A 14,935-nucleotide genomic window follows, 5' to 3' on the forward strand; every position below is an offset into this window, starting at 1 on the left:
ATCCTCAATAATCATTTTATAAGTTTTAATGGGAACTTAAAGTTTAAGTTCCCAAAACTTTTCATCCTTTTTACAAAATTCCTATTTCTTCTCATCCATTCTCTTTACAACCTTGTAAAGTCCCAGAACATCAATGTTAAACTGCTAAGCAGCTCTTTTTTAAGCTCCATTTTTAGACACATCTTTACACTGTCGAAAGAAAAAAAAGAGATTAAAATCTCTTAAAAAATACATCTTTTGAAAAAAAATATTATGCAGATAAATTACTAAAACTGCTTAGAAAATCTCTAAAAAACTATGCATTTATACCTCAAAGATTGGTTAGACCTAACTACAATTTAATCATTCAGAATACGAACAAAAATTAAAGTCAAAAACAAAATTAGAATATGCCAACTAATCCAATTCCTGCGGTTCCAATTCCTACCGCCAGATATTACCCTCGATTGTCTGAGGTGATTACTGTAGATGATTTGCCAGAGTTTTTATCGTTTGTCGAAAATGGCCTGAACTCCATTTTTGATAAAATTCATTATAAAAACCTGCAATATTCAAAAGGATATCGAGGCGATTCGGCTTTTTACAGCCTTGATATCGTAACAAGTAGTCCGCTTGCTCTTGAACTACCATTTGATCTCAAACTCGTCCTCAATCCAGATCTAAAAGATGGTGATCAGTCTATTTCATCATTTCCTATTACACTGGAATATCAATGGGAAATTTTAGCTTTCTTAAAAACATTCAGCTCCAGCAGTTTTTCTTTTTCTATAAAAGATTTTTATTCCGTGGGGTTACAGGTTTTCCGTATCAGCGAAGAACAGGTAATTGCTCACATGATGAATATTTTTGTTGAAGCCGAAGAAGGCAAAACAAAATACGAACAACTTTTAGCCGATATCAATACTTTTGAAGAAACTATTACTAATGATCCTCTTTATCAGGAATTAGAATTTCCTGAAAATATCGAGCAGTCAATTCAAAGTCTGATTGATATTATTAAAACTAATCCTCTTATTACAAAATCGATTCCGTTATTATTTTTTGGAGTTTATATAGCTAGAGAAGGTTATAGTTTAAACGAAATCAAACAAAAACTACAGGATTTCTACAATATTGTAGCTCCAGACGGAATTGAAGCTCACATCAAGAGAATCATTACTCCAAAAGCCAAAGCAACTTTAGAATTAAGTGCAGGTATTGAATTCCCTCAAAGCATTCTAAAACCTGTTAATCCAAATGGTTCTGCTTTTCCTAATCAAGCAACTAAGTCCACTTTCGTATTTGCGAAAGCACAATTATACGCTGATACAGAAGCTGGAATTGGATATCAGGCAGAATTAGGCGGTGCATTGACACCTCCAAATGCGATGATTGGTAATACAGGTTTAATGCTTGAATTAGATACCTTAAAAGTCGATTTAAGCAAGAAAACCAATATCCCAGAAGCTGATGCAGACGGGCGCCCGAATGATTTCGTTGGTGTTTATGCTCGCGCAGCTTCTGTTACATTGCCTTCAAAATGGTTTCATGAACCAAAAGAAGGTGAAGAAGAAATAAATAACAAGCCTACGCTAAAAATTGGTACTTCTAATTTATTAGTGGGTTCTGGCGGTCTTTCTGGAAATATCTATTTAGAAACTGTTCCTGAACCAAAAAATGGCTCGTTTACTTATTTTAATGACAAATTCGATTTCTACTACCCTATTACAATGTTTGAAAAAGACGAAGCAAATGGTGTCGTAAATGAAAAAGAAATTGCAGATTATCCTGCTTTACTTGTCTATTTACAAAAATTATATACGGCCAAGTTGCCTTATACATTTAAATTTCCATTAGCATTAAAAACAAAAGCTGAATTAAATTCTTCGACAATATATGCAGGCACAGATTACTCTTTTGATAATGCTTTAGATTATCAGACATTTTTATCTGAGCTGGAAGAAAACATGCTTTGGAAAACCATTGGTTCTGATACAAAAGGCTTCAAAGTCGGTTTTAATAAATTTGATATTACTTTCAAACAAAACAAAGTTGTCAATTCTAACATTAAAGGTGCTTTAGAAATTCCTAAACTTACAGAACAAAACGGTAATCCGTTGAAAGTTGGCATTGAAGGACATTTGTACGATGATGGTGATTTTAACCTTACGGCATCATTCTCTAAAGACAATAAACCAAAAGCCAATTTATTTAATCTGGTAAATCTTGATTTTCACACTTTAGAACTTGGGAAACAAGATGAAGATTATTATTTAGGAACCTCTTGTTATGTTTCTTTTCAAGATTCTTTAATGGGAAATCTATTAAAAGGAAAAGGTTTTGAAGTTGAAAAACTACGCGTTTATAGTGATGGAAATATTGAAGTTGATGGCGGATCAATTCCTATTCATGTCAGTCTTTCTGTCAATTTGGGTCCGGTTCAGATGGCAGTTACCAATATCAATTTTGGTTCAACCCAAATCAACGACCGTAAATTTAATTTCTGGGGATTTGATGGAGCAATCAGTATTAATCCGCTTGGAGTTGATGCCCGCGGAGAAGGTATAAAATACTATTATCCGGTTGATGGTGATTCTTCAGGTTCTTTCATCAGAATCCAAACTATCGAAGTCGATTTAATTATTCCAGGAACCGCTACAGAGGCTTCGGCGATGGCCATCATTAATGGTATGATTTCGCTTCCTGAACCTGGAAAATCCAAGGAATTTACCGGTGAGGTTTCATTAAAACTCCCAAAAGCAAAAATTTCAGGAAGTGTCGGCATGAGTTTTATGCCAAAATATCCAGCTTTCTTAATTGATGCAAGTATTGAGTTGCCTGTTCCAATTCCGCTTGGATTTCTGGCGATTAATGCCTTTAGAGGTCTATTAGGATTTAGATATGTCGCCACCAAAGAAGCTGTCGGACTAACAAAAGACGATTCTTGGTATGAGTATTATAAACATCCAAAACCAGGCATCAATCTTAAAAAATTCAGTGGGCCACCAGACTCTATGCAGTACAATTCTCCGTTTTCTATTGGGGCTGGAGCCACTTTTGGAACAGTTGCTGATGGCGGACATGTATTGTCATTGAGAGCCATGCTTTTATTGTCTCTCCCTACTCTATTTTATATTGAAGCTGGACTGAATGTTATTTCAGGAAGATTAGGTCTTATTGAAGACGATCCTAGTAATCCGCCATTCTTTGCTATGGTTGCCTTTGGTGATGATTCCTTAGAATTAGCGGCCGGAGCAGATTTCAGCATTCCTAAAGATGGTGGTCAGATATTTAAACTCACTGCATTATTAGAAGCTGGGTTTTTCTTTAAAAATCAGAAACCTTGGTATGTTAATTTCGGAACAAAAGACAAACCAATTGAAGCTGAAGTTTTAACCTTGTTTAAAGCAAAAGCTTTCATTATGCTTTCTGCTCAGGGAATTGAAGCCGGAGCTCGATTAGATTTCAAATTACAACAAAGTTTTGGTCCAGCCAAAGTCAAATTATGGGCTTATCTGGAAATGGGAGGAAAAATCTCATTCAAACGCCCTCAAATGGGTGGTTATATTATAGCAGGCGGAGGAATTCAAATCAAGCTTTTAATCATTAATGTTGAAATTGCTTTAAATACCATATTTTCTGTAGAATCATTTAAACCTTTCTTGATTTATGCCAAATTAGAATTGAGCGTTCGTATCAAAATTGCTTTGGTAAGAGTCAGTAAAAAATTCACCGTTGAATTACAATGGGATCTCAACCGAGTTATCGATCGTACGCCATACAGTCCGCTTCCAAAAGGAACTGTCGGAGATGGTGAAGATGACAGAACTTTAGAAAATGTCAAAGGAGTTCATATGCTGACCAATCAGGCTTTTGCTTTGGATTATTTCAAATCTGCTGGAGAAAAAAATTATGATGATGACAAGCTTTTCCCAGACGGTACGCCAAGACCAGAGTTTATTACCTCAGTAATTCCTTTAGATACTTATATCGATATTAAAATGGCTAAAGGATTAATACCTAATGCTGAATTATCTAAAAAAGTAGGTGGATATACTGGCGAAGCCAAAAACTACACCGATATGATGCCTCCTGAAGGAACATCTAAAGCGGGTAGAAAATTGCGTCAGGTTAAACACGAATACGGAATCAAATCAATCAATTTAAAATCATGGAATGGCTCTGAATGGGTAGATTATAATCCTTTTGAAGCCATTGTAAAAGACACTGAAAGAACCAAAGAATTAAAGGACTTACCTTGGGCACATTGGCAAAAAGCAATTGACCAATATGATTCTATTCGAGTATTGGCGACAAATCCGTTTTCGTTTTTAAGTGCTGCAGAACCTGGATGGCATGTTCCTGAACAATTGGGAATTACTTCTACAAAATTGTTCTGTGCTTCAACTGAAACCGAAAAACAGCATATGGATTTCCTTAACAAACAAATTGGAACTCGCTATTATGTGCCAATGCAGTACGAAGCTGACAAAATCAATGGATTGTTTTTCAAACTTATTGGAGAACTTCCTGTAATTGTTGACAACTATAAGCTTGAAGGTGGCGATTTCATGAGCATCACAACTGATGAAAATACTTTTGGTTATAACCGATCATTGTCTTTTAGAAATGATAACGAATTAGAAATTATTTTTCCTGAATCAGCGATTGATCCAGAATTAAATCTAACAACTCAGGCAAAAGAAATTAAAGTTACTGCTTATACAGCCTCTTTTAATGATGATGATAAATTAGTGTCATACGTGCCTGTAAGCTTTAGCAAAACTAAGATGGGAGTATTTTCTGAAGAACAAACTTATACCAAAGCAGAACTTTTAAATACGGTCACCTTATACACTGAAGAAATTGATAATCAGAAGAAAAAGATCGACAAAATTATAATTAGTCCACTTTCGGCAAAAGCAAAACGCATTAAAGAAATCAGAAACGAAATTGCTGCATTATTTGATGATACGTATAGCGATTTAACAGGCGAAACTGAAATTACATTGACAGATCCTGTAAAGATTGCAAAATACAATTCGCTTATGGCTGACTTGGCAATCCTGAAATTGGATGCTGGTAATGAAAATGCTAATACTGGAGGCAATCCAAATGCATTGACTTTTACGCATTATTATGGCTATAATGGAAGCACTTTGTATGATTTTGATCAGGTAATCAAATTCAATGATTCGTATGTGATTACATTCCATCCAAAAGAGGATGCTAAAACTACTATTCTATTACATGTCAATTCTGACGGTACTATTATTAGAGAACGTTTAATTAATGGAATTGTAACTTCTCTGCAGGTTGTAAATGGTAATTTGCTAATAACTCAAGCTTTAAATGCAGAACAATGCAAAGGAATTGGCGAAGCAACAATCGATCTTGATTTTATTGTAGGATGTATCTCTCCTATTGCTGCAACGGCGATTGTTGAAATGGATGAAGAGTTAAATCCGATTTTAGGAACTCAATATTTGAATACCTATTCTTTAAATTTTAACAAAATATTGCCATTAGCAAATAATGACCTTCTTTGGATTAATAATACGGCATCAAATGAAACGCAAATTAACTGGATTAAAGGAAGTGACCGAACTGTTATATATCGTTCTAAAATTAATTCAGAAGCAATTAAAGTTCTTGAGCTTAATGAGAATGAATTTAGTTTGATTACCAAGGATAAAAAAGTTATCCGTTTAAGTGTCAACAATGCATCAAAAGTAATTTCTGCGACAGATACAAAAGTAATTTCTTCAACTGAAGTAGTTGAAATTGTCGATGCCATAATTGCGAATAATAAAACATTGCTTTCGGTTAAATTATCAAATGGCAAATTTGCTTTGGCACAAATTGATGGAAACACTATTTCATTAGTAAAAAATGACAGCATTTTTGATTCGGCAGTTTATTTATCAAATCAAACATTAAATGATAATTCCGTTGTGGCTTACAATACGCATTATTTGTTTGTATTGAATGAGACTTTAACCCAAGCAAGATTAATTAAGAGAGAAACAAATGTTGCTGATGCTTCAATAATTCAGATTCAAAATGAACCATCTTTAAATGAAATTTTGATGCTTTCTAGTAAACCAAAAGAAAAAGGCGTTTATTTTTCATTGTTCAGTGATGCGTTTGACAACTGTTCTTTACATCCTGCCGAACAAGTTTCTGTAACTGGTTCGACAACTGCTTTAACAAGCGGAACTGTCAATTATACGACATTGGATTTAATAAATGGCTTTGATTTTAGAAGAAATCTTAAAGAATCTAAAATAATTGCAACTGATGCCATCATTTGTTCAAGCCTAGAAAAATCAGAAGATCCAGAACTTGATTACACTACTTACATTCAAAGTGTAGATTGGTTTAGCAAAGAAGAGTATTATCATAATCAAACGATTTTGGATATTCCTGCTGTAGATGAACAGTTTCAAGCAATGAAACATGCAGTTGAAACAATAGTACAGCCAATCTGGAGACCAAATACAACATATTGTTTAGATTTTACTTTAACAGATACGGTTGATGATAATAAAAAGAATCCTGTAGAATTTAAATATTATTATGGATTTAAAACGCTTGGGCCAATTGGACATTTCCCAGTTAAGGATCCTGAAAAAGATGCGCCAGTGAAAAACGAATTGACAGCATTGTCTAAATCTCCGCTGACTTCATTGAGAAATTATCTGGATTATAACCGTTCTTATCCAAATGCAGATGGAAGCTTGCTTCAGTCTAAACCTTCATTCTACGGCAATGAGCAATGTGACATTTCTTTATTCTTTACGAGTACGTATACTTCTCACATGTTTAAAAATTGGGCAGAATACGAAAGTGAAAGACCTGAGATTGAAGGAAAACTTAATCTTTTCATTAAAGATCCGTTGACTGATCTTCTTATTAAATATCCAATAGAACCATTGGAAGAAGGTGAACCAGAAGTGGTTTATCCAAAGCCAATAGAAAGTGATGAAGATTGGACTGATGATAATGATCCTAGAATTCCATTAGGTGTTAGAATGTTAAACAATTTTATTGGAGACCCTTCTACAATGCGATGCATTCTAGATTTAGGACAACCTTTAAAACCAAAATCATTAAAATACAAAACAACTTTAACCAATTTAAAACCTTCTAAGCTATACACTGTTTTAGTCAATAACTTTTTTGATGGCGCTCAAATAGGAATTTCAAGCGAAAGCAAAAATATCCTCGTTCATCAATTTGGATTCCAGACTTCGCGCTACAAAAATTTTGAAGAACAAGTTCAGAGTTATTTTGTGAATGAAGAAAAAACCAAAGGAGCTTTATATGATGTGAATGTTAATCTAGATCAGGAACGTATTGATGCACTGCATTATTTAATAGCTCCTAAAACTGATAATGCGACAAATGCATTGAGCGATTCAATGGCAACAAAATATCAGCATTTGTTTGATCGTGCGACTGAAGGAATCTTAAAACTTTCTCCTCTTGATCCTGCACAGGGTACTGAGGTTAATAGAATTATTGACACGAATACTGGAGCAACAATAGCACTTTTAATTCGAAACCCAGAGCCTTTTAATATTCCAAAAATGCCTTTGGAAGAAATTCAAGAAACGATTTCTGTTTTAGATGAATTAGAAAATTCAATATCTGGATATAGCGTACTGCATTCAAAAGATTACTCACAAGCTTTGATTATGCATAACAGCAAAATCATTTCTGGAATAGAAAACTTAAAAATCAGATTTAAATACAAAATGTGGAATAATGATGGAAATGGTCCTTTAACAAACATTATTGATACGCAGATACTGCCATTACAAAATACAAATCTTTAAAAAAATAAGAAAAAAATGAGTTCTATAAATCTTCAGGAAAGCCAGCTCTCGGGCTGTGCAACTTATGTAGCAATTGTAGTCGACGAATCTGGTTCGATCAATGGAAACGAAGCACAGCAAATTCGTGACGGACTATCTTCATTTATCAATTCTCAGGCACAAAGTAACATCACACTTTCATTAATCGGAATGTCTAACAGCGATACCGCTGTTAGACCTGATAACATTATTCAGAAAAAAATTTCAAGTAATAGTCAGGACTTTATTGATTGGATTAATTTATATGGTCTTGGAAATCAAAGCATACAATCAGATTATTGGGCTTCTGGTTTAAATGTTGCTAAAAATTTATCTATTACTCCAGATATCGTTTTTGTAGTTACTGACGGTCTGCAAGTCAATAATTCTGAGTATTTAAAAAATCTGTTTACTGAGTTAAATCTAACTTCGAAAGTTTTTGTGTACGGAGTAACAAGCTCGTTTGATACTATTGAAGAACTGACAACACCGCTGACAAACTTTTTAGACAGAACACCAGTTTTAAAAAATGACCAGACTTCTGCATTAGATTCAGATTATATCAGAGTTCCCGATTTCAGTACTTTGGGAATTGAATTAAACAGACTTGCAACTAACTTATCCGATTTACAAATTGGTTGTTTTCCTAACGTAAGTATTATTGAAGATAATTTAGTTTATCCTTCTTTACAAAAAGGAATTAGAATTAGTAAATCATGCGGGACTTTAATTCTAAAAAACACAAGTCGAGTTCCGTTGACTTTAAGCGGTGGAACAAAAATTCATAAAGAAAAAAATCTAAACGGGCTTATTTTTAAGCTTGAAAATTCTGCAACAATTCCAGGGAAATCTGAAGTTGAAGTTCCAATTCGAATTGAAGGAAAACCTTTGACCTTTCGTCATTCTTCAACAGATGTATTTTTAAACGATGTCTTTAATCCTTTAGGGATAAGCATTAATTTTAATATCGGCAGAGAACCATCAACCATTGAGATTACTCCAGACAAAACAAATCTGCAATCAACCTATTTACAAATTGCCACCGCAGGTTCAAAAGGAATTGACAGTACAAAAGGAATTCATCTTCGATGGATGCTAAATGGCAGATTAGGAGAGAATCACCTTCCGAAAGGCGATTTGTTCGATGGAGAAAATTCTAATTCTAGTTTTAATAAACCGGATGATTTTGTAAAAGTTTACAGAGCACCTTATACGAAAATCAGCCAAATTGTAAATTTAGCCAACAACCCAAATGTTGTTGACAACAAAAAAGCACTTTGGATTTATAAAACAGAAAATTCGCAAAGATCGGTTTATGTTAATTTTAAAGATGACAAAAAATACAAATCAATTAAACTCAGTATCGATCCATTAACAAATCCTGTAGCTTTTATGCAAGCTTATGGAAATGGTTTAGTAGAAATTGAAACCAAAACAGATTTATTCTTTGCAGCCGAATTAGATTTTTCATCTTCTAATACTTCAAAAAGTGTAAAACTAGAAACTTTATCAGTTGCTGAAAACAAAATCACAGCTTCTAAAAATGTTAGCATCCGTAAAACATATACTTCTGAGCAATTAAACAATAACATTCGTGTAGTTGCTGAAAATGGAAGAAGTATCCGATTTAAAGCCAATAATTGTCTTTTAAATGCTATTCAATTTGAGTTTTATTCTGATTTCATTACAAATGCTAATATCAACGGAGACTGGACTTTAAAAGGAAAATATGGTCTTGCTACAGATGATTTTAAAGTTTTCGAACAACTGGAGCCAAAGTTAAACGCTGTTCACGGAAAATGGTTAAAATTCAATGACGGCGAATACGTAAACATTAAAAATTACAAAGCAAAATGGAACAGACCAACTGTTGCAGATGATATTACTGATGAAAACATCAAAGATATTGTACTGGAATATATTGAGTTAAGTAAATCAGGCAATCCTAAAGCAGAAAAAGATATTCCTTTTGGTGATCGCGTACCAATCAATGATCCAAAAGATGGTGAAGTACAGCAATACGCTGAAAATTTAACCAACATATCTTATCTGGATCTTTTGAATATTGCTGCGAACGATTATCATGTTGCGCGTATGCTGGGTTTAGGATGTTTGGATATTGATGAGGAAGTTTATGATGGAGAATATGTTTATTTAACAGAATATACCACTTTTGGTAGTCTTGAAGATGAAATCGAAGGAAAAGAAATACAACATCTTTCGATGAGTATTCCAACTTCTATCAATACTGAGCGTATGCCTCTTCCAATTCAGTTAAACAAAATTGTTCCTGGATTAAATGTTGATTCGGATGAAAATCCAAATAACAGAATTACAGATCCTGAAGGTTATAGTTTTGATGGAAAGAAACGATTTGTGAGTTTATTTATGGATGATGTCATGGATTATGATATTGTCAATCCTAATTCAAAAAATGACTTTTTCAAATCTTCTTTAGAATATGAAGGAAGCAACTTTACCTTTCCTGTCTATTTAGGAATTGACCATAAAATTGATTCAGAAAAAATATGGAAAAGTCCAGAATTATCACATGATGTTGAGTACAAAAGTATCAATCAAAATTTAAAAGAATCAGAATTTGAAACTGTTCCGATCAATATTCCGGAATCTGGGAAATCAATTTTAAATGCTATTCAGGAACAAACAGGTAAAAATACATATATCTATCAAGGGTACGGAATTAATATTTTCTCAAGAGCTACATCTGGCCGTCAAATCAGCATTCTATCAGAAATCAAATCTGCCAATAATTTGATGCCTCCGAGCAATATGAATACCCTTTTGGTTACAGAAGAAAATCCGTTAATGTTTACTTCTCAATCAGAACAGCAACTATTAGGCAAAATTACCGGAACGGATAAAACATTGGTGAGAATCATGTTTGATTATTATTCTGCTCAGGAATTATTAAATTATCCTGTTCCAAAAGAAATGTCTGCTGATACCGCAAAGAATGATATTACAGCGATTTTTCCTGATAATAAAGAAATATTTGCTGACCATTTTAAACTGTATTATAAAGACGGACTTCCTGAAGTTGAATATGGTGAAATTGAAGATATTAAAAATGATAGTACAGATAACCTAACTGCAATTGTAAAAATAAGAGAGTATAGAATTATAAGCAGTGGCCAGCAAGTTAAAATTGGATTGGATAATACTAATAAAACCAGATTCGACGGAGGAGTTTTAACGATTGGAGAAGAAAATTATCTGATTCAAAATATTGAAGTTGAACTTATAAAAGATGAAAACTTTAATGATGTTTTTGATTATGCTTTGATCAAAGTATTGAAAAAAGAAGTGACAGACAAACTTCATGCTAATGGAGATGCAACAATCGATTCTGAACAAATTCAAAATATCAAGCTTCCTGAAAGTAGATTATGTACACTGGTGCAAAATATGCAGACAGCTTCTAACTGGCATCAGCCTCAAATTGATTTTACAATTCAATATCCTGAAAATTTAAATGCTATTCATCGTGAAGTTATTAATCACACCAATGAAAACGGAGAAAACTTGCAAGTCGAAAAAACAAGAGGGGTTTGGAATGATGTCGTAGTTGAAAGAGTTTTTGAAAATTCGTATGAAATGAATGAAAATGGAACGTACAAAGTAGATGACGAAGGCAATCCAATTCCATTATTATCTGGGAAGAAACATTTAGGATTGTATAAAATCATTTTCAAAAACTTCAATTTACCTCAGCATTCTCAATTTAAATCGGAGAAAGAAAACTCCGTAGAATGGTCGAATGGTATTGTGAGATTGTTTACAAAAGATGCTTTTGAAGAAGGAAATCCGATTCCTAAAAAATCAAGAAAAGAGTTCAAAGTTTATAAAACAGAAAACATTGGCACGACTGGAAATTTAGTCTTGTATATTGACGATCCTGATTTTAAACTTGGCAACTATGTCACACAAACAATGGCTGAGGGTTATGATGAAATTTTAGGTGCAAAAAATGGTCTTCATACAGAAAATGGGGTGTCAGATTATGAGAATGATTATATATCTCAATCTGCAAATTATTATCCTAGTTACAAAGTTTATTTGTACGCAGATCCTGTTTCGGGAATTACGCAGGAAAATATTTTACCAAGAAAAAATGAAAGTACGCATTATTCAGTTTTCGGAGTCAGTACACATTCAAAACCAGATGTTTGTTACAAATCAAAAATCAGTATTCCTTGTCCGATGTATGCTGTTAAAGTTGAGAAAACGGAGAAACCTGAAGAAATTATCGGTGGAAGTTTGTATGCAACGCGTCCAGATTTTTACAATCGTTCGACTTTTACTTTCACGACTAAGTATAAACAAGACCGAAAACCTTATGGATTATTGCATTACAGAGCCAATGACGAAGATTTATTGAATGTTTTATACAAACCGACAACTATAAGCACAATTCGCGAAGAATTGAACAAACTGGGCGGAAATGACGAAATCGATTTTAACAAACGATGGGCAGACTTTTTAGATTTTAATGGACTTGCAACAAGAGGTCAATATGACGTTTTTCCAAAAAATGAATCTGAAGAAAATTATCAGCTTCCATTACCTGACAACGAAGAATTCATAAAACTAATTAATGATTTTATTGAATGGCATAATCAAACACAAGGCACACAAGAGCCAACAATAACTTCGATTACAGCATTAAATCAGGTTTTAATTTCAGAAGCAGTTCAAGAACCAATGTTAACGGTTTATTTTATTGAACAAGCCATTTATAATGCCTTTGTTCCATTAACGGAAGTTCCAGTTATTTATGAGCACATTAAAGGTAATGACTATGTTCCTGTTAATAAAAAACAGACTATTAAGGATAAAAACGGAAATGCGTTAAAACCAACTGACGATGATTTTGACATTGCTCCAATGATGAAAGTTGTAAATGAAAGCCAAAACAGAGTACAATTTACCGATTTCAATCTGGATGGAAACTCGCAGAATATCTATTTCTACGCGGTTCGCGAAATGGACATCAAAATGAATTTTGGACCGTTCAGTAATCTTTTAGGACCTGTAAAATTAGTAGCTTCTACTCCACCTAAAACCCCTGAAATTAAAAGAATTATGCCAATTCTTGAGAATAAAGTATTAGGAATTAAGCCTGCTGTTCAGATTGAGTTAAATGCATATCAGCCAGAATATAAAATCAGAAAAATTAATATTTATCGTGCTCTAACAATGCTGGAAGCTCAGTCAATACGAACAATGAAACTCGCTAAAGAAATTGTAATTGATGAAAATACTTTATCAACTGGTTTTGACAATGCCTGGACCGTTTATGATGATTTTGAAGATTTAGAAGAAGTTCCATTTGGTGATGGCCTTTTTTACAGAATTGCGGTTTCTAAACAAATTGAATATGCAGATCCAGAATCAACAATAGAAAATCCAGTTATAAATATTGATTATGCTCCGTCACAGCCGTCAAAAATTACAGCGACAGTTATTGTTGATAGTGTTTCACCTGACTCTCCAGTTTTAGAAGCTTCTGGAACCGTATCGGGAACAAATGGAGAAATCTTAAAACCTGTAGTTTTCAATTGGAATAAAACAGTTTATAACGGTAAATATCATTTATACAAAATGAACAGTCAAGGAAATTGGGATAAAATTCATGAAGTTTCAACAAATCTTGAAAATATTGCCTTACCGCTTCAGCAGACAAAATTAAATACTGATGAATTGATTATTAAAAATGCTGACGGAGACCGAATCTACCATCATTTTAAAGTAATCTCAGAAAACGCATCAGGCATGTTAAGCAGTGACGAAAAAATCCTAACTCTTTAAAAAACTGACAATACCAATGATTTAATTTCATTGGTATTGATTTCAGGACTCATACAAACATTTAAGCAAGAAATAAAACTAAATAAAATGGCAACAAGTAGAAATGACTTTCACAACAAATTCAATAATGGGGACATTCCATCGCACCTTGACTTTGTTGAAATTTTTGACAATTTCGTTCACAGAGACGATGATAAGGCCGATTTTCAAATGGTCGAAACGGGAACAGATAATCAGCATTACATCACTCCAGCACTTTTAAAAGCAGCTTTTCAAAATGCGGGAATTATTGCTGGCAATTCTTATGTTCCTTATAAAGAATTTCAGGATAACTTTTCAGGATCATCTATTCAATTAGATCAAGCTCCTATTGCAGACAGCGTTAAAGTCTATAAAAATGGGCAATTATTAAAAGAAATTAACGACTATAATTTAAACTACGACAGTGGTGTGCTTACATTTTCATCTCCAATAAATGGTCGAAATATTGAAATAAATTACTGGTCTAAAAATCTTGATACTGAATCTGAAGGATCTGGTTCTAATCCGATTCTTGGAAGTTTATCTATTCCTTTTAAAGAAAATTTTGACGAAGATACTTTCATTAACGATAAAATCGCTTTAAAAGAAATTCCAGTAAAAGACAGTATCAGAATTTACAAAAACGGCCAGCTCCTTAGAGAAGGCCAAGGCAAAGACTATGCAGTAGATTACAACAATGGAATTATTACATTCTCAGCTGTAATAGAAGATCGTAATATCGAAGTTGATTATTGGTACAAAAGCACTGTCACTCTATCCGATTTGGAACTGAATACCAAATACGTCGATTTAACAACAGCGCAAACAATTGGAGGAAATAAGACTTTTACTGAAGCAGTTGAAGCTAAAAGCTTTATTAAAACCGGAGGAACTTCAAGTCAATTTTTAATGGCTGATGGTTCTGTATCAACTTCTCCTGGCTCTGATTATGATGCAGGACATTCTCCTTTAGGTCTTACCGCGGGTGGTTATCAAAAATTCAGCAATGGCCTAATATTACAATGGGCAGTTTTGACGAACAATGCCAACACTTACAGCTTTCCTTTAACGTGGCCACATGGTGCATTGAGCGTAATGGTCTCAACCATAAGAGACAGTTCGGGAAGTAGAGGGTACAATCATGTTTATAATGTTACGAACAGTACTTACTATGCGCTAATTGATGGGAACAATGGATACATGTTTGCACTTGGATGCTAATAATAAATATTAAAAAAAATAAAAAT

General features: G+C 33.5%; 3 protein-coding genes. All 3 read left to right on the top strand.

Translation table 11 applies throughout. From position 1 onward, the window contains the following. Positions 1–389: 389 nt before the first annotated feature. The 3 genes from EYY60_RS21605 (at position 390) to EYY60_RS21615 (ending at position 14,909) form a co-directional block, all read left to right on the top strand. Entirely contained in the window at positions 390–7,820 is a 7,431-nt protein-coding gene (locus tag EYY60_RS21605; RefSeq protein WP_132991346.1) for a hypothetical protein, read from the top strand. A gap of 15 nt (positions 7,821–7,835) precedes the next feature. After that, positions 7,836–13,667, top strand: a complete 5,832-nt coding sequence (locus EYY60_RS21610) for a vWA domain-containing protein (protein ID WP_132991347.1) — start codon at positions 7,836–7,838, stop codon at positions 13,665–13,667. 87 nt (positions 13,668–13,754) lie between these two features. Then, positions 13,755–14,909, top strand: coding sequence for a gp53-like domain-containing protein (locus EYY60_RS21615; RefSeq protein WP_132991348.1), 1,155 nt, complete (start codon positions 13,755–13,757; stop codon positions 14,907–14,909). Positions 14,910–14,935: the final 26 nt, after the last annotated feature.

Origin of the sequence: Flavobacterium zhairuonense (genome assembly GCF_004352915.1) — a bacterium.
Classification (GTDB): Bacteria; Bacteroidota; Bacteroidia; order Flavobacteriales; family Flavobacteriaceae; genus Flavobacterium; species Flavobacterium zhairuonense.